Annotated in this window: 19 protein-coding genes; 7 read left to right on the forward strand and 12 right to left on the reverse strand. The window is 72.0% G+C overall.

The window, feature by feature from the left end:
* The first annotated feature begins 95 nt into the window (after nucleotides 1-95).
* A complete protein-coding gene (locus ACK1X7_RS05555; RefSeq protein WP_390794763.1) occupies nucleotides 96-1,403 on the forward strand; it encodes a GAF domain-containing protein in 1,308 nt (435 codons plus the stop codon).
* 24 nt (nucleotides 1,404-1,427) lie between these two features.
* Here the strand turns inward: ACK1X7_RS05555 and aspA are convergent, their stop codons facing one another.
* The 4 genes from aspA to ACK1X7_RS05575 all read right to left on the reverse strand — a co-directional run bounded on the left by aspA (nucleotide 1,428) and on the right by ACK1X7_RS05575 (nucleotide 6,256).
* Nucleotides 1,428-2,828 (reverse strand): aspartate ammonia-lyase, encoded by a 1,401-nt coding sequence (aspA, locus tag ACK1X7_RS05560; protein ID WP_390794764.1) that lies wholly within the window; start codon nucleotides 2,826-2,828, stop codon nucleotides 1,428-1,430.
* 41 nt (nucleotides 2,829-2,869) lie between these two features.
* The gene (locus ACK1X7_RS05565) at nucleotides 2,870-3,904 is read right to left on the reverse strand and encodes an asparaginase (protein ID WP_385146846.1); all 1,035 of its coding nucleotides are present in this window, start codon (nucleotides 3,902-3,904) and stop codon (nucleotides 2,870-2,872) included.
* A 160-nt stretch (nucleotides 3,905-4,064) separates the two neighbouring features.
* Nucleotides 4,065-5,504 (reverse strand): amino acid permease, encoded by a 1,440-nt coding sequence (locus ACK1X7_RS05570; protein ID WP_385146773.1) that lies wholly within the window; start codon nucleotides 5,502-5,504, stop codon nucleotides 4,065-4,067.
* Nucleotides 5,501-6,256, reverse strand: coding sequence for a FadR/GntR family transcriptional regulator (locus ACK1X7_RS05575; protein WP_361501688.1), 756 nt, complete (start codon nucleotides 6,254-6,256; stop codon nucleotides 5,501-5,503). Before ACK1X7_RS05575 ends, ACK1X7_RS05570 begins: the two co-directional genes overlap by 4 nt.
* A gap of 187 nt (nucleotides 6,257-6,443) precedes the next feature.
* Here ACK1X7_RS05575 and ACK1X7_RS05580 point away from each other — a divergent pair, with 187 nt between their 5' ends.
* The 3 genes from ACK1X7_RS05580 to lnt all read left to right on the forward strand — a co-directional run bounded on the left by ACK1X7_RS05580 (nucleotide 6,444) and on the right by lnt (nucleotide 11,704).
* Nucleotides 6,444-7,457, forward strand: coding sequence for a sugar ABC transporter substrate-binding protein (locus ACK1X7_RS05580; RefSeq protein WP_390794765.1), 1,014 nt, complete (start codon nucleotides 6,444-6,446; stop codon nucleotides 7,455-7,457).
* Between the two features lie 126 nt (nucleotides 7,458-7,583).
* On the forward strand, nucleotides 7,584-10,025 hold the full coding sequence (locus tag ACK1X7_RS05585) for a SpoIIE family protein phosphatase (RefSeq protein WP_385146779.1): 2,442 nt from the start codon (nucleotides 7,584-7,586) through the stop codon (nucleotides 10,023-10,025).
* Between the two features lie 86 nt (nucleotides 10,026-10,111).
* Nucleotides 10,112-11,704, forward strand: coding sequence for an apolipoprotein N-acyltransferase (gene lnt / locus ACK1X7_RS05590; RefSeq protein ID WP_413114717.1), 1,593 nt, complete (start codon nucleotides 10,112-10,114; stop codon nucleotides 11,702-11,704).
* Here lnt and ACK1X7_RS05595 read toward each other — a convergent pair.
* Together ACK1X7_RS05595 and ACK1X7_RS05600 are read right to left on the reverse strand one after the other, a co-directional pair.
* Nucleotides 11,616-12,581, reverse strand: coding sequence for a Gfo/Idh/MocA family protein (locus ACK1X7_RS05595; protein WP_413114718.1), 966 nt, complete (start codon nucleotides 12,579-12,581; stop codon nucleotides 11,616-11,618). The two genes, lnt and ACK1X7_RS05595, sit on opposite strands and share 89 nt — an antisense overlap.
* Before the next feature lie 22 nt (nucleotides 12,582-12,603).
* Nucleotides 12,604-13,821: an FAD-dependent monooxygenase gene (locus tag ACK1X7_RS05600; RefSeq protein ID WP_390794767.1), complete on the reverse strand. Its 1,218-nt coding sequence runs from the start codon at nucleotides 13,819-13,821 to the stop codon at nucleotides 12,604-12,606.
* Between the two features lie 85 nt (nucleotides 13,822-13,906).
* Here ACK1X7_RS05600 and ACK1X7_RS05605 point away from each other — a divergent pair, with 85 nt between their 5' ends.
* Complete coding sequence (locus tag ACK1X7_RS05605; protein ID WP_385146790.1) at nucleotides 13,907-14,563, forward strand: TetR/AcrR family transcriptional regulator; 657 nt, start codon at nucleotides 13,907-13,909, stop codon at nucleotides 14,561-14,563.
* A 41-nt stretch (nucleotides 14,564-14,604) separates the two neighbouring features.
* Nucleotides 14,605-15,111, forward strand: a complete 507-nt coding sequence (locus tag ACK1X7_RS05610; RefSeq protein ID WP_385146793.1) for a DinB family protein — start codon at nucleotides 14,605-14,607, stop codon at nucleotides 15,109-15,111.
* A gap of 44 nt (nucleotides 15,112-15,155) precedes the next feature.
* Here ACK1X7_RS05610 and ACK1X7_RS05615 read toward each other — a convergent pair whose 3' ends face one another.
* The 4 genes from ACK1X7_RS05615 to ACK1X7_RS05630 form a co-directional block, all read right to left on the reverse strand.
* Nucleotides 15,156-15,530, reverse strand: coding sequence for a nitrile hydratase accessory protein (locus ACK1X7_RS05615; RefSeq protein WP_413114719.1), 375 nt, complete (start codon nucleotides 15,528-15,530; stop codon nucleotides 15,156-15,158).
* A complete protein-coding gene (nthA, locus tag ACK1X7_RS05620) occupies nucleotides 15,527-16,129 on the reverse strand; it encodes a nitrile hydratase subunit alpha (RefSeq protein WP_413114720.1) in 603 nt (200 codons plus the stop codon). Before nthA ends, ACK1X7_RS05615 begins: the two co-directional genes overlap by 4 nt.
* Nucleotides 16,126-16,797, reverse strand: coding sequence for a nitrile hydratase subunit beta (gene nthB / locus ACK1X7_RS05625; protein ID WP_385146802.1), 672 nt, complete (start codon nucleotides 16,795-16,797; stop codon nucleotides 16,126-16,128). Before nthB ends, nthA begins: the two co-directional genes overlap by 4 nt.
* Before the next feature lie 138 nt (nucleotides 16,798-16,935).
* A complete protein-coding gene (locus ACK1X7_RS05630; RefSeq protein WP_385146805.1) occupies nucleotides 16,936-17,805 on the reverse strand; it encodes an alpha/beta fold hydrolase in 870 nt (289 codons plus the stop codon).
* A gap of 265 nt (nucleotides 17,806-18,070) precedes the next feature.
* Between ACK1X7_RS05630 and ACK1X7_RS05635 the strand changes: the two genes are divergently transcribed.
* Nucleotides 18,071-18,586: a CGNR zinc finger domain-containing protein gene (locus ACK1X7_RS05635; RefSeq protein WP_385146808.1), complete on the forward strand. Its 516-nt coding sequence runs from the start codon at nucleotides 18,071-18,073 to the stop codon at nucleotides 18,584-18,586.
* Between the two features lie 33 nt (nucleotides 18,587-18,619).
* On the opposite strand, the gene ACK1X7_RS05640 is transcribed toward ACK1X7_RS05635, so the two are convergent.
* Nucleotides 18,620-19,084 (reverse strand): hypothetical protein, encoded by a 465-nt coding sequence (locus tag ACK1X7_RS05640; RefSeq protein ID WP_216341411.1) that lies wholly within the window; start codon nucleotides 19,082-19,084, stop codon nucleotides 18,620-18,622.
* A gap of 26 nt (nucleotides 19,085-19,110) precedes the next feature.
* A complete protein-coding gene (locus ACK1X7_RS05645; protein WP_398160807.1) occupies nucleotides 19,111-20,172 on the reverse strand; it encodes a helix-turn-helix transcriptional regulator in 1,062 nt (353 codons plus the stop codon).
* Between the last annotated feature and the right edge of the window lie 3 nt (nucleotides 20,173-20,175).

Genomic DNA, 20,175 nt, shown 5'->3' on the forward strand with positions numbered 1-20,175 from the left:
CCGGACGGCTCCACAACAGCAGCTCCCGCCGCACGGTTTCACTACAATCGCGGAGCAACGAAGCCCCGCTCAGCAGAGGCTGAAGGCTGCCATCCATGCGTTCCCAGCACCCACGCGACGCCGGTCCCCTGGCCGCGCTGAGCCCCGCCGAATCGGCCCGTCTCATGGCGGTGATCCGCGAGGCGGCGCTGAGCCGGGGACGGCTTCCGCTGCCCGCCCGCCCCGTGATCGGCGCCTCCTGGGACCGGATGCTGCGCCTGGGCCTCGATCCGGATCGCGGCCGCGCCCCGCGGCCGCTGGGTCTGGACGAGCTGGAGCTGCGGAGGCGGCAGACCCGGCTGGCCGAGGTGCTGCCCACCTTGCACAACGGGCTGCTGGAGGCGGCGGAGGCGGCCGGCCACATCATGATCATCGCCGATGCGGAGGGCCGGATCCTGTGGCTCGACGGCCATCGGGGCGTCCGCCGGCAGGCCGACGGCATCGCGCTCGTGGAGGGTTCGCACTGGGCCGAGGACGCCGCCGGGACCAGCGGAATCGGCACCGCGCTGGCCGTGAAATCCCCCGTACGGGTGCATTCGGCCGAGCATTTCGTGAGCGCCTTCCACACCTGGAGCTGCGCCGCCGCCCCCGTCCACGACCCGCGGGACGGACGGCTGCTGGGCGTCATCGACGTCAGCGGCCCCGCCGGGACCGCCCATCCGACGGTGCTCTCCCTGGTCACCGCGACCGCCCGGTGGGCCGAGGGCGAACTGCGCCTCGCCCACAGCCGGGACCTGGAGGGCCTGCGCGCCGTCGCCGCCCCGCTCCTGGCGCGGATCCGCGGCAAGGCCGTCGTGGTCGATCACCACGGCTGGATCGCCGGGGTCACCGGGGTGACCCCGCGCGAGCGCCGGCTGTTGCTGCCGAAGGCGCCGTACGAGGGGCCGGTCTGGCTGCCGGCGCTCGGCGCGTGCGCGGTGGAGCCGCTGCCCGGCGGCCATCTGCTGCGGGTGCTGGACGGCGAGCCCGCCGAGGGGGGCGGTCCGGCGGGCTGGGGTGATCTGCTGCTGGACGTACGCCATCCGCACCGCTGGACCCTGACCTTCTCGGGCCCCTCGGGCGCCTGGACGCATGAACTCAGCGCCCGCCAGGCCGAGGTGCTGCTGCTGCTCGCCGCGCACCCCGAGGGGCGGACGGCGGCGCAACTGGCCGAGGACCTGTTCGGGGACCCGACGCGAACGGTGACGGTGCGGGCAGCGATGTCCCGGCTGCGCGGGCGCATCGGGGCGGTGCTGGCGCACCGCCCCTACCGCATCGCCGACAGCGTCCGCATCGAGGTGGCAAGCCCGGACCACCCCGCCGATCTGCTCCCCTCCAGCTCGGCCCCGGCCATCACCCAACTACGCAACCAGCCCCTGATGTAGAGGTGTCATCCACCTCCAAGTGGTTCAGCGGCTTCCCGCGATCTCCTCCGGGCGGAGCACCTGGGCCAGCCGGTCGGCGGGCAGCAGCCCCTTCTCCAGGACGAGTTCGGCCACGCCGCGCCCCGTGGCGAGCGCCTCCTTGGCGATGCTGGTGGCCGCGCTGTAGCCGATGTACGGGTTGAGCGCGGTGACCAGGCCGATGGAGTTCTCCACGGAGGTGCGCAGCCGCTCGGTGTTGGCGGTGATGCCCACGACGCACCGCTCGGCCAGCACCAGGCAGGCGGCGCGCAGATGGGTGACGCTCTCGGAGAGGGAGTGCAGGATGATCGGCTCGAAGGCGTTGAGCTGGAGCTGTCCGGCCTCGGCTGCCATCGTGATGGCGACGTCGTTGCCGATCACCTCGAAGGCGACCTGGTTGACCACCTCGGGGATCACCGGGTTGACCTTGCCGGGCATGATGCTGGAACCGGCCTGCACCGGGGGCAGGTTGATCTCGTTGAGCCCGGCCCGCGGGCCCGAGGAGAGCAGCCGCAGGTCGTTGCAGCTCTTGGAGAGCTTGACGGCGATGCGCTTGAGGACGCCCGACAGATGGACGAAGGCGCCGCAGTCCTGCGTGGCCTCGACCAGGTTGGCGGCGGTGACCAGCGGCAGTCCGGTGATGGCCTCGAGGTGGCGGCGGGCGGCCTCGGCGTAGCCCTTGGGGGCGTTGAGGCCGGTGCCGATGGCGGTCGCGCCGAGGTTGATCTCGTGCACCAAGGTGGCGGCTTCCAGCAGCCGGTTCTGGTCCTCCTCCAGCATCACCGCGTACGCCGAGAACTCCTGGCCCAGCGTCATGGGCACCGCGTCCTGAAGCTGGGTGCGCCCCATCTTGAGGACGTCGCGGAACTCCTCTGCCTTGGCGGCGAACGCCTGGCGCAGCGTCTCCATGGCCGAGTGGAGTTCACGGACGGCGATGATCGTGGAGACGTTGACGGCGGTCGGGTAGACGTCGTTGGTGGACTGGCTGAGGTTGACGTCCTCGTTGGGGTGGAGGTGGGCGTAGTCGCCCTTCTCCCGGCCGAGGAGCTCCAGCGCCCGGTTGGCGATCACCTCGTTGGCGTTCATGTTGGTCGAGGTCCCGGCGCCGCCCTGGATCACATCGACGGTGAACTGGTCGTGCAGGGCGCCCCGGCGTATCTCCTGGCAGGCGGCGGCGATGGCGTCGGCCTTGGCGGAGGTGAGCAGCCCGAGGTCCTCATTGGCGCGGGCGGCGGCCTCCTTCACGGCGGCCAGGGCGCTGATCAGGTGCGGATAGGCGGAGATGGAGGTGCCGGTGATGGGGAAGTTCTCGCCGGCGCGCAGGGTGTGGATGCCCCAGTAGGCGTCGGCGGGGACGTCGCGGTCGCCGAGCAGATCGTGTTCGCGGCGATAGCCGGTGGCAGTCATGGCGTGCGGTCTTCCTTGGTTCCTCGGGGAGGGTGGGAGGGTCAGGCGGCGGGCGGGGCGAGGGCGTCGGTGGGGTGCACACCGCCGACGGTGACTCCGCCGCCGTACACCGCAGTGGTGGCGAATTCGGTGAGCACACCGGGGTCGATCCCGCAGTGGGCGAGGGCCGCCGCGGTCACCGGCATCCGGGCGCGGTCCGCCCCGTCGCCGATCTTCACGGCGACGGCCCGGCCGTCGGGCAGCGCCGCGATCTGCACGCCCTCGAAGCCGTCCTTGGCGATCAGGCCCGGTACGGCGCGCATCAGCCGGGCCACATCGCGGTCGGGGCCGGACGCCATGTCCGGGTGGGCGCGCAGGGCTGCCGCGACCCGGCCCTCGGGGGTGTCCATGGCGCCCGAGGCGATCCGGGCGGCGGCCGTCGCGAGCCCGTGCAGGGAGACGGAGAACAGCGGCGCGCCGCAGCCGTCGACCGAGACCTGGGCGACGCGCTGTCCGGTGAGGTCCTCCACGGTTTCGGCGATCAGCCGCTGTAGCGGATGGGCCGGGTCGAGATAGTCCTCCAGCGGCCAGCCGCGCAGCTTGGCCGTGAGCAGCATCGCGGCGTGCTTGCCGGAGCAGTTCTGGGCGAGCCGGGTGGGCTCGCCGCCGTCGCGCAGCCAGGCGTCGCGCTCGGCGGCGCCGTACGGCAGGTCGGGGACGTTGCGCAGATCGGCCTCGGTGAGCCCGGCCTGGTCGAGGATGCGGCGCGCGCCGTCCAGATGGCGCCGCAGGCCGGAGTGGCTGGCGGCGGTGAGCGACAGCAGCTCCCCGTCCAGCGGCAGCCCGGCCCGTAGCAGGGCGACGGCCTGGACGGGCTTGAGCGCGGAGCGCGGGTAGAAGGCCACGTCGATGTCGCCGGCCTGGAACTCGACCCGGCCGTCGGCGGCCAGGACGACGACCGAGCCGTGGTGGACGCCCTCGATGACCCCGCCGCGTACGACATGGGCGAGCGGCACATGGCCGGGTTCACGGAGGGCGGGGGGCTCGGCCGGGGTGCGGCGGGTCGCGTCGAGGGTCCGTCCGAGGGGGTTGTTCATGGTGGTGCTCTCGTGGTCGGGGGTGTTCACGGGGTGGGATTCCTCCAGGAGGTGGTGGAGGGGAGGGCGGCCGAGGGGTGGCCCCGGCCGCTTGGAGAAACGATTCCTCAGTGGGGGCTCACCGGCGGGTTCACCGGCATGGGCTCACCGCGGCATGGGCTCACCGGGGGTCCTTCATCCGGCCGCGGGACGCGAACCAGCCGATGACCAGCGCCGCCAGGATCGCCGGAAGCGCCATCACGGTGAGCCGGCTCGGTCCGCCGTCCGCCCACATCAGGACGAGGACGGAGGCCAGGAAGCCCAGGGTGACGATCTCGGTGTACGGGGAGCCGGGCAGCCGGTAGCCGGGGCGGGTGAGGTGGCCGGCCTGGGCGCGCCGCCAGAACAGCAGATGACAGAGCATGATCACGGCCCAGGTGGAGAGGATGCCGATCGCGGCGAAGTTGAGCACGATCTCGAACGCCTTGTCCGGCACCACATAGTTCAGGCCCACGCCCAGCACACAGAAGAAGGAGGTGAGGAGGATGCCTCCGTAGGGCACCTGGGTGCGGCTCATGGCGCCGGTGAACTTGGGCGCGGAGCCGGACATCGCCATCGAGCGCAGGATCCGGCCGGTGGAGTAGAGACCGGAGTTGAGGCTGGACATCGCGGCGGTGAGCACGACGAGGTTCATCACGCCGCCGGCCGCCGGGACGCCGATCTTGGACAGCACGGTGACGAAGGGGCTCTGGTCGCCCGAGTAGGAGTCGGAGGGCAGCAGCATCGAGAGCAGCACCACGGAGCCGACGTAGAACAGGCCCACCCGCCACATGATGGAGTTGATCGCCTTGGGCATGATCTTCTCGGGGTTCTCGGTCTCACCGGCGGCCACGCCGACCAGCTCCACGGAGGCGTAGGCGAAGACGACGCCCTGGATGACCAGCAGCATCGGCAGCGCACCGTGCGGGAAGACGCCGCCGTGGTCGGTGATCAGGCTGGGGCCGGTGCTGTTGCCGGCCACCTGCTCGCGGGTGACCAGCAGGAAGATGCCGATCGCCATGAAGACGACGAGGGCGCCGACCTTGATGATCGCGAACCAGAACTCCATCTCGCCGAAGATCTTCACCGAGATCAGGTTGACCGTGAGCACCACGGCGAGCGCGATCAGGGCGATCACCCACTGAGGGATCTCGGTGAACATCCCCCAGTAGTGGGTGTAGGTCGCAACGGCGGTGATGTCGGCGACCCCGGTGGTGGCCCAGTTCAGGAAGTACATCCAGCCCGCGACGAAGGCGCCCTTCTCGCCGAGGAACTCACGGGCGTAGGAGACGAACGCGCCGGAGGACGGCCGGTGCAGCACCAGCTCGCCCAGGGCGCGCACCACCAGGAAGGCGAAGATGCCGCAGACCGCGTACGCCACGGCCAGTGACGGCCCGGCGTCCTTGAGCCGCCCGCCGGCGCCGAGGAAGAGGCCGGTGCCGATCGCGCCGCCGATGGCGATCATGTTGACATGCCGGGCCTTGAGGGACTTGCTGTAACCGGCGTCGCCCGCGTCCACATGCGCGGGGTGCCCGGCCTGCTGCTGTTCGCGGTCTTCTTGCCGGAGGGACTGCTCGCTCACGCCTGCTGTCCGCCTTCCGTCGGTACTGTCGTCCGGTCGTCCGCCGTGGCGGGCCGCACGATGGAGGTCAGGGTGGTCTCCACGCGTTCGAGGTGGTGGGTCATCGCTTCCACCGCGTCGTGCTCGGACCCGTCGGCGAGCGCCTCGACGATCGCCCGGTGTTCTCGGTTGGACTGCTCTCGGCGGCCGCCGAGCTCGTTGAGAAATGCAGACTGCCGGGCCAGGGCATCGCGGATCTCCTCGATGACCCGACGGAAGACCGGATTCCGGGCCGCCTGGGCGACGGCGAGATGGAACAGCGTGTCCATCGCCACCCATGCGGTGGTGTCGGTCTCCCGCTCCATCCGCTCCAGCAGATGGGACAGGTGGTCGAGGTCCTCGGCGGAGCGGCGCAGTGCCGCGTAGCCCGCCACCGGGATCTCGACGTGCCGGCGCACCTCCAGGAGGTCACTTGCGGCGTAGTCGCCGAAGGTGGGATCCTCCACCGGCCCGCTGGAGATGACGAAGGTGCCCTTGCCGGTGCGTGAGGCGGTCAGCCCCATCGTCTGCAAGGCCCGCAGGGCCTCGCGGAGCACCGGTCGGCTGACCTCCAGGCGACGGCACAGCTCCGCCTCGGAGGGGAGTTTGTCCCCCACCGCGTAGTCGCCGCGCTCGATCGCCTGGCGGAGATGGGTGAGAACCGCTTCCATCGCGCTGATGCGGCGGGGGAAGTCGAACTCCGCACCACCTGTCTGGCTGTCTGACAAGTTCACGCGGTGATCCTCAGGCGTACACCGGAGGGTTGTCAAGGGTCGGCTTTCCCCTACTCACCGACCCTTCTGTGCTGATATGGGGTATTCATCCCGAACGCCGAAGACCGTTGGGCCCGCAGCCGACGACCAAGGCGCGGCGTCCGAGACCGTCCGTTCCACCGAGCCGGATTCAGGAGCCGAGAGCACCATGCGCCACCGCCTCACCACCGCCACCGCGGCCCTTCTCCTGCTGTGCGGCCCGGCCGCGGCGGGCTGTGGCGGCAAGGTGGACCCGCACCGGGTCGGCGTGGTGCTGCCGCTGTTGACCTCGCCCTTCTGGGAGGCGTACAACAACGACATCCCGAAGCAGGCCACGAAGGCGGGCGTGCGGATCCTGCCGACGGTCAACTCCAATGACCAACCGGGCAAACAGATCACCGATATCAACATTCTGCTGGCCCAGGAGGTCAAGGGCCTGGTCGTCTCCCCGATCGACTCCGCCGCCATCGGCCCCGGCCTGAACGCCGCCCGGCGCGCCCATGTGCCGGTCGTCGCCGTCGATGTGGCCCCCGACCGGGGCAAGGTCGCCATCGTGGTACGGGCCGACAACCGGGCGTACGGCGTCAAGGCGTGCCGGAGCCTCGGCCGGGCCGTGCGGCGGGGCACGGTGGTGCAGATCCAGGGCGATCTGGCCTCGGACAACGGCCGGGACCGCACGGCCGGCTTCGACCACTGCATGGCGCGGCACTACCCGGACATCAAGGTCCTGGACATCCCCGCGGCCTGGCAGGCGGAGCGGGCGGCGGCCGGCCTGGAGGCCCTCTACAGCGCCTACCCCGGCATCAAGGGCATCTACCTCCAGGCGGGGGGCGTCTATCTGGCGCCCACCCTGCGCATCCTCCAGAGTCACCATGCCCTGGTCCCGGTGGGCCATCGCGGCCACATCGCCATCGTCTCCAACGACGGGATCCCGCAGGAGCTGGCCGCGATCCGCGAGGGTCTCATCGACGCCACCGTCTCCCAGCCGGCGAATCTCTACGCCGTCTACGCGATGCGCTACATCAAGCAGGCCATGGCCGGGAAGCCCTTCAGGACGGGGCCGACCCGCCACCACAGCACGATCGTCCGGCTGCCCGGCGGCAATCTGGAGGATCAGCTACCCGCTCCGCTGGTGACCAGGTCCAATGTCGACAACCGCTCCCTGTGGGGCAACCAGGTATGACCGAGGAGCCGCCCCCGCCGGCCGAGGCGCGCGGGAACAGCGTATTCGTCGTCGCACGGCGCACCACCGGGAAGGCTCAGAAGTCATAGTATTAAGGGAAATGTATCCGCAGATGGGACGGGTGCGATGGCCATCCCCCAGGGAATCGCGCCGACCGAGACGCATGTCCCGTTCGACATGGCGGATGCGGCCTCGGCGCTGATCGACGCCACAGGGATCATCATCGGCTGGACCCCGGCGGCGGAGAGACTGCTCGGCTATCCGGCGGCCGACGCGATGAAGCAGCCGGCCAGGATGCTGCTGGTGGCGCCCGAGGACGCGGCGCAGGCCGAGGCGATCGGCTCGTGGTGCCAGGCGCACGACGGCTGGGGCGGCCTGGGACGGCTCCGGCACCGGGACGGCCGCCGGATCGAGGTGGGGCTGCGGGTGGGCGCGATGCGCAATCCGGGCGGCGACACCTGCTGGCTGGTCTCCGGGATCGATGTGGGCTCCGTCCCGGCCTGGGCGCTCAGCGGCTCGCTGCTCCAGGCGTTCCTCACCCGGTCGCCGATCGGGATGGCCGTGCTCAGCCCGGATCTGCGGTATGTGTGGATGAACGACACGCTGGAGCGCTACGGCGGGCTGCCGCGCGAGCAGCGGATGGGGCGCCGGATGGCGGAGTGCCTGCCGGGGCTGGACACCGAGGCGCTCGAGGCGCAGATGCGGCAGGTGCTGAAGACCGGCAGGCCGGTGATCGACTACGAGTACCGGGGCTGGACGATCGCCCATCCGCACCGCGAGCACGCGTACTCGACCTCCTTCTTCCGCCTGGACAACGCCGAGGGCCGTCCGGTGGGCGTGTGCTACATGGGCATCGACGTCACCGACCGCTGGCTGGCCCGGGAGCGGCTGGCGCTGCTCAACGAGGCCAGCGCGAACATCGGCAGCACCCTGGACGTCATGCGCACCTCCCAGGAGCTGGCCGACTTCGCGGTGCCGCGGCTCGCCGACTTCGTCACCGTCGATCTGCTGGACTCCGTACTGCGCGGCGAGGAGCCCCTGGAGACCACCGGGGACACCCTGCCCGCCTTCCGCCGCGCCGGTCAGACATCGATCCGGGAGGGCTGCCCGGAGTCCATCGCGAGGCCCGGGGACGCGGTCGCCGTCTCCCCCACATCCCCCTTCGCCTGCTGCTTCTTCTCCGGGGAGGCCCTGCTCGACCCCGTGATGGACAGCTCCATCAGCGCCTGGTCCGGGGACGATCCGGCGCGGACGGCCAAGGTGCGCGAGTTCGGGATGCGGTCGCTGATGGTGGCGCCGATCGGGGCGCGCGGCGCCCTCCTGGGCGTGGCCTCGTTCGTCCGCTCCCGCCATCCGGACCCGTTCGAGGAGGACGATCTGCTGCTCGCCGAGGAACTGGTCGCGCGGGCCGCGCTGAACATCGACAACGCCCGCCGCTACAGCCGTGAGCACGCCGCCGCGCTGGCCCTCCAGCGCAGTCTGCTGCCGCACGCCCTCAGCGGCGGCCAGGCCGTCGAGGTGGCCTCGCGCTACCTCCCCACCGACGCGCGCAACGGAGTCGGCGGCGACTGGTTCGATGTGATCCCGCTGTCCGGTGCCCGGGTGGCGCTGGTGGTCGGCGATGTGGTCGGGCACGGCATCAACGCCGCGGCCACCATGGGGCGTCTGCGCACCGCCGTGCACACGCTCGCCGATATGGACCTGCCGCCCGAGGAGTTGCTGGCCCACCTCGACGACCTGGTCATCCGGCTCACCGAGGAAGAGAGCGGACAGGAGGAGGTGGCGGCCGCGGTGCTGGGCGCCACATGTCTGTACGCGATCTACGACCCGGTCACCCAGCGGTGCACGATGGCGCGGGCGGGACACCCGACCCCCGCGATCGTGGACCCCTCGGGCGAGGTCTCCTTCCCCGCGCTGCCCGCCGGTCCCCCGCTGGGCCTCGGGTCGCTGCCGTTCGAGTCGGCGGAGCTGGCACTGCCCGCCGGAAGCCTGATCGCCCTGTACACCGACGGGCTTATCGTCACCTGCAACCAGGACATCGATGTGGGTCTGGGCCGGCTGAGCAACGCCCTCGGCCAGGCCGCGCTGCCGCTGGAGGAGCTCTGCTCCATGGTGATCGACACCCTGCTGACCTCCCCGCAGACCGACGATGTGGCCCTGCTGCTGGCCCGTACCCGCGCGCTGGGCACCGGACATGTCGTCTCCTGGGACCTGCCCTGCGATCCGGCCGTCGTCGCCAGCGCCCGCTCGCTGGCGATGCGCCAGCTCGCCGAGTGGGGCCTGGAGGAGGTGATGACGACCACGGAACTGATCGTCAGCGAGCTGGTCACCAACGCCATCCGGCATGGCATCGGCCCCATCCGGCTGCGGCTGATCCGGCACGACGTGCTGATCTGCGAGGTCGCCGACACCAGCAGCACCTCACCGCGGCTGCGCCACGCCCGCACCACCGACGAGGGCGGCCGCGGGCTGTTCCTCGTCGCCCAGCTCTCCCGCCGCTGGGGGACCCGCTACACCGAGGGCGGCAAGCTCATCTGGGCCGAACAAGACCTCCCGGAACCGGCATGAAGCACGCTACGGCGCACCCCCGCCCTGTTCATGATCGGCCGACTCCCGCACACTGGCCCTGTGCCAACAGGAGGGGGGCGCCCGAGGTGCGAAGGCCGGTCGGCGGCGGGGATCTATGGGAGCGGCGGCTCGCCTCCCGGTGGTGGCGCGGCGCGATGGCGCTGCTGGCGGGCGCGCTGCCCGCACTGGCCTTTCCCGAGCCCTCGCTGTGGTGGTGGGCGTATGTCGCCCTGGTGCCCTGGCTGCTGCTCATGCGCGCGGCACCCACCGGCCGCCGCGCGATGCTGGACGGCTGGCTGGGCGGCGCCGGGTTCCTGCTCGCGGTGCACCACTGGCTGATGCCGAGCCTGCACGTGTTCATCGTGATACTGGCGCTGCTGCTGGGGCTGTTGTGGGTGCCCTGGGGGTGGCTGACCCACCGGCTGCTGCACGGCCGCCCGGGCTCCGGGCGGGTGGCGGCGGCCCTGGTGCTGCTGCCGTCCGTATGGCTGATGGCCGAGCTGGTGCGGTCCTGGCAGTACCTCGGCGGGCCCTGGGGGCTGCTGGGCGCGAGCCAGTGGCAGGTGGCGCCCGCGCTGCGGCTGGCCTCGGTGGGCGGGGTATGGCTGCTCGGCTTTCTGCTGGTCGTGGTGAATGTCGCGGTGACCGTGCTGATCGCGGTGGCCCGGGCCCGTACGGTGGCGCTGGCCGGGCTCACCGCGTGCGGCGCGGCGGCGGCCGGGGTGTGGGCCTGGGTGCCACCGGCCAAGGAGCCCGGGACGGCACGGATCGCGGTGGTGCAGCCGGGGGTCATCCCGGTGCCGGGGCCGCGCTTCGAGCGCAGCGCGGAGCTGACCCGGCAGTTGGCCGACCGCCATGTCGATCTGGTGGTGTGGGGCGAGAGCAGCGTGGCCCAGGATCTGACCACCCATCCGGGGCTGAGCCGGCGGCTGGCCGGGCTGTCCCGGACGGTCGGCGCGGATCTGCTGGTCAACGTGGACGCGCGGCGCGGCGATACGCCCGGGATCTACAAGAGCTCGGTGCTGATCGGGCCGCACGGGCCGACGGGGCAGCGCTACGACAAGATGCGGCTGGTCCCCTTCGGGGAGTACATCCCCGCCCGGCCGCTGCTGGGCTGGGCCACCTCGGTGGGCAAGGCGGCCGGTGAGGACCGCCACCGGGGCACCAGGCCGGTGGTGATGAAGCTCCCGGATTCCCTGCGGATCGGGCCGCTGGTGTGCTTCGAGTCGGCGTTCCCTGATATGAGCCGGAACCTGGCGCGGGACGGGGCGCAGGTGCTCGTCGTCCAGTCCTCGACCTCGACCTTCCAGAAGAGCTGGGCGCCGGCGCAGCACGCCTCGCTGGCCGCGCTGCGCGCCGCCGAGACCTGGCGGCCGATGGTGCATGCCACGCTGACCGGGGAGAGCGCGGTGTTCGGGCCGCGCGGCGAGCCGGTGGGCCCCCGGATGTCCACCAATGCCAGCGCGGCCACCGTCTACACGGTGCCGCTGGGGCAGGGCACGAGCCCGTATGTACGGATCGGGCCCTGGCCGGTGTACGGGGCGATTGCCGCGCTCGCCGTCTTCTGCGCGGCCGAGGGTGGCCGGGTGCTCAGACGGCGGACGGACCGGCCGCCCGGGCAGGGGACGGACCATTCGCCGGACCAGCGGACAGACCAGCCGACTCCAGGGCGTCCCTGACGACCCGTTCGCACAGCTCATGGGTGCGCAGCGCGTCCTTCGCACCGATCCGCCGCCCGGAGCGCACCGCGTCCAGGAAGGCGTCGGTGATCTGCTCGATCCCGCGCTGCCGCGCCACCGGCACCCAGTCGCCCCGGCGGCGCACGCTCGGCTGGCCCTTGTGGTCGATGACCTCGGCGAGGTTGAGCACCTGCCGCTTGGTGTCCTGGCCGGAGACCTCCAGGACCTCCTCGGTGGAGCCGCTCATCCGGTTCATCACGCCGAGCGCGGTGAACCCGTCCCCGGACAACTGAAGCAGCACATGGTGTATCAGCCCGTCGCGGATCCTGGCGCGCACATCGATATGGTCCACCGGCCCGGGCGCCAGGAAGCGCAGCGTGTCGACGACATGGATGAAGTCGTCCAGGACCAGGGTGCGCGGGTCCTCGGCGAGGCCGACGCGGTTCTTCTGAAGCAGGATCAGATCGCGCGGATGGTCCAGGCACTGCGCGTAGCCGGGCGCGTAACGCCGGTTGAAGCCGACCATCAGGCTCACCCCGCGCTCCTCGGCGAGCCGCACGATCCGCTCGCTGTCGGCGAGGTGGTACGCGAGCGGCTTGTCGACGTAGGTGGGCACCCCGGCCTCGATCAGCCGGGTGACGAGGTCGGCGTGGGTGTCGGTCGGAGCGTGCACGAAGGCGACGTCGAGCCCGGCCGCGAGCAGCGAGTCGAGGTCGGTGTGGCGCTGGGCGTCCGGGACGCGATAGGTGTCGGCGACCCGCTGGAGGGTGGCGGGGGTGCGGGTGTGCAGATGCGGCTCCAGGCCGGGGCGGGCCATGAGCACGGGCAGATACGCCTTCTGCGCGATGTCGCCGAGCCCGACGCAGCCGACCCTCATATGTGCTCCCCGCAGTCCTCGGTCATGCCTTCCGCTGTGCCCCCGAAGGGGCTGTGCCCCCCGAAGGATACGTGCGGGTGGGCGGATGCCAGTCGGCGATGCCGTCGAAGGAGCGGAGGGCCAGACCGGGGACCAGGCGGCCGACGGCGGCGATCGCGGTGTCGCGCAGGGCGACGGCCGGGGCGCTGGTGAGGGTGACCATGCGGGCGGTGCGCGCCGAGCGGCGTACCACGTCCATGGTGCGGGGCAGCCGGTCGCGGGTGTAGGCGGCCAGGGCGGCGGAGGGGTCGGCGGTGCCGGGGGCCAGATGGTGGGCGAGGACGACGGCGTCCTCGATGGCCTGGTTGCCGCCCTGCCCCAACGTGGGGGCCATCGCGTGGGCGGCGTCGCCGAGGAGGGCGACCCGGCCCCGGTGGTAAGCGGGCAGGGGCTCGGTCATGGAGCGGATGTCATGGCGCAGCACGTCCTGGGGCGCGGCGGCGGCCAGGATGTCGGGGACGGGCCGGTGCCAGTCGCCGTAGAGCCGCAGCAGTTCGGACCTCTCGTCGTCGGGGGCCCGGCCGCCGGGCGGGGCGACGGCCGCCGCGTAGGCGTAGACCCGGCCGTCCTTGAGTGGCTGGGTGCCCCAGATCCGGCCCCTCCCCCAGGTCTCATGGGGCTCGAACGGCCGGTCGGGGGCGGGGATGACGACACGCCAGGTGGTGAATCCGGCGTAGCGGGGCCCGGGGTGGCCGGGGAAGAGCGTGCGCCGGACGGCCGAGTCGATGCCGTCGGCGCCGATGACGAGGTCCGCCTCGTACGCGCCGTCCTCGGTGGTGACCCGGGCCGGGCGGCCGGCGCCGCCGGGGTCGGCCAGCCGGGCGGCGGCCCCGGTGCGGACCACGCCCTCGGGGAGCCGGGAGACGAGCAGGTCGACGAGGGTGGCCCGGTGGAGGAGGACCAGCGGGCCGCCGAAGCGCTCGGCCGTCGCCGCGCTGTCCAGCCGGGAGAGCCAGCGCCCGCCGGGGGTGCGCAGTCCGCCGCCGCCCTGCCAGGCGGCGAGCGCGCGGACGTCGTCGCCGAGGTCGATGGCGTCCAGGGCGCGCTGGGCGTTGGGGGCGAGCGAGATACCGGCACCGACGGGCTCGAGGCGGGCGGCCCGCTCCAGGACGGTGAGGGACCAGCCGCGGCGGTGCAGGGCCGCGGCGGCGGTGAGCCCGCCGACTCCGGCACCGATGACGACGGCACGGGGCTGCTGCATGACTCCTCCAAGCCGACTACAGGTGTAGTACTCACGATGTTACTACATTTGTAGTGCGGGCGGCGGATGGGCTTAGGTTGGCCTCATGACCGCTGATCGAACCGCCGCCTCCGCATCGGCCGCGTCCGTCTCCGCATCGGCCACGTCCGCCGCCTCCCGTGCCGAGCTGATCGCCGACACCGCCCTGGGGCTGCTTGCCGAGCGCGGGATGCGGGGGCTGACGCACCGTGCGGTGGACGAGGCGGCCGGGCTGCCGCTCGGCTCGACCTCCAACCACGCCCGGACCCGCGCCGCCCTGCTCAAGGCGGCGGTCCGGCGGCTGGCCCAGCGGGAGGCGGAGGTGCTGACACCGGACGAGATGCCGCGCTCCGCCGAGGCGGCGCCGGACGGGGCCGATCCGGTCGCCGAGTTGGCCGACGCGCTCTCACTCGCCCTGCACCGCTCGCTCACCGCCCAGCGCGATCTGCTGATCGCCCGCTACGAGCTCGCGCTGGAGGCGACCCGCCGCCCCGAGCTGCGGGAGTTCTACGACGCGACGGGGCGCGGCTTCCGGGAGCCGCTCGAGGCGATGATGACGGCGCTGGGCTCCACCGAGCCCCGGCGGCACGCGCGGTCGCTGGTCGCCTGGTGCGAGGGGCTGATGTTCAGTTGCGCCGCGGGCGCCGACCACGACGCCGTACCCGACCGCGCGACACTGCGCACCGGCTTCACGGAGCTGCTGCGCGGGATGCTGAACGAATAACGCGTGGCGGGCCGGGTGGCCGGACCGCCATCATGACCGCCATGACGACCGCAGAACGCCATGAAGCGCCCCGGACCGCCGATGAACGCACCAGCCTGGAGGGGTGGCTGGACTTCCACCGCGCGACCCTCGCCCTCAAATGCGAGGGGCTGGACGACAAGCAACTGCGCGAGGCGTCGGCGCCGCCGTCCGAACTGACCCTGCTCGGCCTCGTACGGCATATGGCCGAGGTCGAGCGGAGCTGGTTCCGGCGGGTGTTCGCCCACGAGGACACGCCGCCGATCTGGTACAGCGACCAGGACCCGGACGGGGAGTTCCACATCGCCGACGGGGACACCGCGGAGGGTGCCTTCGCCATCTGGCGGGACGAGATCACCAAGGCCAGGGAGGCCGCCGCGGGCCACTCCCTGGACGAGGTCGTCACCCGTCCCGACCGTGGGGACTACAACCTGCGCTGGATCTATCTGCACATGATCGAGGAGTACGCCCGCCACAACGGCCACGCCGACCTCATACGCGAGCGGATCGACGGCGTCACCGGCGAATAAGCACGTATCGCACGTATCGCACGTATCGAGGGCGCCCCGGGGTGTCAGTGGGCGTGGTGGTGCTCGTGGCCGTGGCAGTGGCCGGCGCGGTGGTCGTGACCCGGGGGCCGTTGTGCCAGGGCGAGGGTGCGGGCGGTGACTTCGACCGCGGTCACGGCGCACCGCCCGGCGAGTGTGTCCTCCAAGGCGGCCAGCCAGAGCCGGTAGTAGTGATACGGCTCGTCGGGTGCCGCCGCGGCCTTCCAGGCCGCGATCCGGGCGATCAGCGCGGCCTGGAACTCCGGCCAGGTGAACGCGCCCGCCTCGTACAGGCTGACGGCCATGCCGAAGGCACGGCGCTCCCAGGGCTCGGCGAACACCAACTCGCCGTTGGAGCGCGGTGGTGCGGCCGGGCCCTCGATGTCCAGCGGCGCGGTCATGGTGCCACCACCTTGGCCACGCCGACCATCGCCTCCCGGGTGACCAGCGGCACGAGCTGTTCCTCGGAGAGGTGCTCGGTGCCGGCCGGACGCTCGGGCAGCACCAGCCAGCGCACCTCGCTGGTGGAGTCGTGGACGGTGATCCGCACATCGTCGTCGAACTCGAGGCCCATCTCGGACAGCACCGTGCGCGGCTCCTTGACCACGCGGGCGCGGTAGGCGGGGTCCTTGTACCAGCTCGGCGGCAGGCCGAGCACCGGCCATGGATAGCAGGAGCACAGCGTGCACACCACCACATGGTGGGTGGTCGCGCTGTTCTCCACGACGACGATGTGCTCGCCCTGCGGCCCCGAGAAGCCGAGTTCCGCGATCGCCGCGGTGCCGTCCTGGAGCAGCCGCCGCCGGTACGCCGGGTCGGTCCACGCCCTGGCGACGACCTTGGCGCCGTTGAGCGGGCCCACGTTGGTCTCGTAGGTGGTGATGATCTCGTTCATCACCTTCGGGTCGATCAGGCCCCGCTCGGTGAGCAGTTGCTCGAGCGCCTCGGTGCGCAGGGCCACGGGAGGGGCCTCGCCCGGTCCGCCGTCGGTGGTGGTCATGAGGTGGTCTCCAGGTAGTTCTCGAACAGCTCGGCGGTGACCGCGAAGGGCTCGGCGTCGGCGCCCCACAGCTCGCGGGAGTCGAAGCGCACCGAGTAGACGTACTGCGGGTTCTCGCCCTGGAAGTGGGCGTTGGTGTCCGGCAGTACGAAGGCGGGCCGGACGGCCTCGACGACTCCGGTGTGTCCCCGTGCGTAGCGCGGCAGCCGGGTGTGCCCGGGCACCGGCATGGCCTTGGTCCGCACCCGCTCGCCGGCAGCGAAGGCGGGCTCGCGGTCCACCGGGCGCAGCGAGCCCGCGGCGCTCGGCGCGTAGTCGGGCACGGCGGGCTCGGGGATCGGCGGCTCCGCCACGCCTTCGCCCCGCAGATTGCGGGCGCGGGCACCGATCGCGCCCGGCGCGAGGATGCCACTGTCGGTGAGCATCAGCTCCGCACCGCCCAGCCAGCGCCCGTAGTAGCCGTCGTCCAGGTAGGCGGCGCGGTCCAATCGCTCGAGCCCGTGCCGGAAGGCGTCCACGTTGATGCCACCGGAGGCGATACGGCTGGAGAGAGTGGCCAGCGCGAAGGCCCGGCCCTGCCAGGGCTCCTCGAAGACCGGCTCATCGCGCCTCGGTGGATGAACCGGACCCCATCCCGGGGTGCCGCCCATATCAGCGATGCCCTCCATGGCACGCCTCCCCATATAGCCACATAACGTAGGTATGGGCACGAATCGTATGCGACGGGTGTCATCCGGGCCGCACTGACGGCGCCGCGAAGGCGCCGGGACCGCACCCGAACGCTGCGATCCCGGCACCTGGGCGGGTCAGACCAGGACGCGGCCGAGGAAGTCGCGGATGTAGTCGGTGATGGGCCCCAGATGGCTTTCGAGGGCGAAGTGCCCGGAGTCGAGCAGGTGGATCTCGGCGTCGGGCAGGTCCTGGCCGAACGCCTCCGCGCCCGCCGGGCCGAAGATCTCGTCATTGGCGCCCCAGACCGCCAGCAGCGGGACCCGGGAGTCGCGGAAGTACTGCTGGACCCGCGGATAGAGGTCCACGTTGGTGGGGTAGTCGCGGAAGAGCCTGAGCTGGATCTCGTCGTTGCCGGGCCGGTCCAGGAGCGCCTGGTCGTGCACCCAGTTGTCCGGGCTGACCAGGGTGGGGTCGGCGACTCCGTTCAGATACTGCCAGCGCGTGATCTCGGCGGTGAGGGCGCCGCGCATGGGGCCCTCGGTCTCCGGGCCGGGAGCCTCGGCGTAGGCGAACACACCGTCCCAGAACGGCTTGACGAAGCCGTCGACGTAGGCGTTGCCGTTCTGGGTGATGATCGCGGTGATGCGGTCCGGGTCGCGCAGCGCGAGCCGCCAGCCGATGGGGGCGCCGTAGTCCTGTACGTACATCGCGAACCGGTCGACGCCCAGGCTCCGCAGCAGGCCTGAGGTGACCTCGGTGAGGGCGTCGAAGCTGTAGGGGAAGTCCTCCAGGGAGGGCATCGCCGACTGGCCGAACCCGATGTGGTCGGGGGCGATGACGCGGTACCGGTCGGCGAGCGCCGGGATCAGGTGGCGGAACATATGCGAACTGGTCGGAAAGCCGTGCAGCAGCACCACGACCGGCGCCTCGGGGTCACCGGCCTCCCGGTAGAAGACCTCCAGGCCATCGACGGTGGCGGTGCGGTGGTGGACTACGGCAGTCATCACTCTAACCTTTCTATACGGCTTCAGTGGTTACACAACCCAGTCGAACACGGCCGAGCTAACCAGTCAAGAAGATTTAGAGGGTTAGATTGAATCCTGGGTCGCCGTCTCCGTACAGCGGCGCCCTGATTCCAGCCTCCGCCCGTCCGCGACCGTCGGCCAGTGCGGCCAGTGCGGTCGGCGTCGAGTCGCCCCGCGACACCTGATACGACCGCTCGCACGCTGCGCTAACCTGTCACACGAGGCAAAACGGTTAGGACGTGTCATGGTGACCACGCAGGAGCAGCAGGACACGCTGCTGGAACTCCTCAACAGCACACCGGTGGTCCGCGGGGTCGTCCAGGACCAACTGGCGGATCCGGAGACGGCAAGGCCCTGGCAGCAGGCGCACGGCGGCAGCGGCACCGCGGAGGAGCACGGCTGGCTCCTGCGCGCGCGGGACGCACTCCAGGACGTGGTGCGCGGCGGCCGGCCGGCCGATTCGCTGGCTCCACTCCTCGACGGGGTCACCTCCCGCCCCGGGGTCTCCTCCGAGGGTGTGTCCTGGGAGCTCGACGCCCCGGAGGAGCGCCGGATGGCGGTGGAGGCGGTACTGGCCTGGAGCGCGCTGCGGGAGACGATGTCCGGGCGGCTGCGGCCGTGCGCCAACCCGGAGTGCCGACGCTTCCTCCTCGACCGCAGCAAGACCAACAAGGCCCGCTGGTGCTCGATGGCGGTCTGCGGCAACAGGATGAAGGCCAGGCGCCACTACCAGCGCACCCGCGACGGAGCGGCCGAGTAGCCGTCGCAACGGAAACGGCAGCAGCCTCGGCCTCTAATCCTCGACGGCACCCTCCAGAGCCAGCGTCAGCCGCAGGATGGCGGCTCGTACCCCGTCGCCGTACGGGTCCTCGCCGAGCGCACCGGCCGCCGCCCGGGCCAGCGCCAACTGGCCCCGGGCCGCCTCCTTCTGGCCCAGCTTCAGATAGCCGGTGGCCACATTGAGGTGAAGGGAGGGGAAGAACGCGCGCGGTGCCAGGGCCCCGGTGAGCCCGTCGGCGGCGGCGAGCGCCCGCAGGTGCCAGATCAGCTCGTCGAGCGGATCGTCCTGGGTGTCGGCCAGATAGTGGGCGAGGGCGCAGCGGTGGAAGGGGGCGCCGTCCCGTTCGATCTCCTGCCACAGTGCGGCGAGGCGATTGCGCGCCTCCTCCCGGTCACCGCCCCGGTGCAGCATGACCGCCTGCCCGATCCGGGTCAGTACGGCATCGCCCTTGGGCGCCTCCCGCTGCGCTTCCGTCATCGCGGCCTCCCGTCCTTCGCGCGGAGCTAGGGGGTGTCCTGCGGATCATGCACCGTTCGCCCGGCCCCGTTCGGCGTGTCGTGGATCGGCGGGGCCCCGGGGGTGTCGTCCTTCGGCGCGCCGTAGCGGCGGGCCAGTTCGGCGACGGCGCGGGCGACGGCCGACCGCAGCTCGGGCGGTCCCAGCACCTCGGCGTCGGTGCCCAGCCGCAGCATGTCGTGGACCGCGACCGGCAGCGACTCCACGGGGAGGACGACACGCCGGCGCCCCCGGTCGTCGGGCGGGCCCGCCACGGCCACCGCCTCCGCGCCCACCGCCCCGAACTGCATCGGGAGCAGCTTCACCCCGCGCTCGGAGAGCAGGAGTTCGGCCTCGCCCTGGAAGCGCGAGGACTCCAGGCGCTGGGACGACTCCTCCCAGTAGGCGGCGAGATCGAACCCGGCCGGCCGTTCGAAGACCTCCTCCAGCACCTCGGCGGTGAGGATCCGGGAGACCCGGTAGCTGCGCACGGTGTCCTCGACCCTCGCCACCAGATACCAGATGCCGCCCTTGAGGACGAGGCCCAGCGGGCACAGCTCCCGCCGCACCTCGCCGCGCCAGCGGCGGTAGTGCACCCGCAGGAGCCGCCGCTCCCATACGGCCTCGGCGGCCGCCGCCAGATGGGGCACCGGCTCGGCGTCCCGGAACCAGCCCGGCGCGTCGAGGTGGAAGCGCTCCTGGATGCGGCGGGAGCGCTCCCCCAGCTCGGCCGGGAGCGCGGCCCGCAGCTTGAGCTGGGCGGTGGTGAGGTCGGCGCCCAGGCCCAGCTCGGCGGCCGGGCCCGGCATCCCGGCGAGGAAGAGCGAGTCGGCCTCGTCGCCGGTGAGCCCGGTCAGCCGGGTGCGATAGCCGTCGAGCAGCCGGTAGCCCCCGGCCGGGCCGCGGTCGGCGTACACCGGCACACCGGACGCGCTCAGCGCCTCCACATCGCGGTAGACGGTGCGCACCGAGACCTCCAGCTCGGCGGCGAGCTCGGGCGCGGTCATCCGGCCCCGGTTCTGAAGCAGCAGAAGCAGCGAGAGAAGGCGGTCGGCGCGCATGCGGTCCATTGT

The sequence above is a fragment of the Streptomyces sp. CY-1 genome (genome assembly GCF_047218265.1).
Taxonomy (GTDB): domain Bacteria; phylum Actinomycetota; class Actinomycetes; order Streptomycetales; family Streptomycetaceae; genus Streptomyces; species Streptomyces niphimycinicus.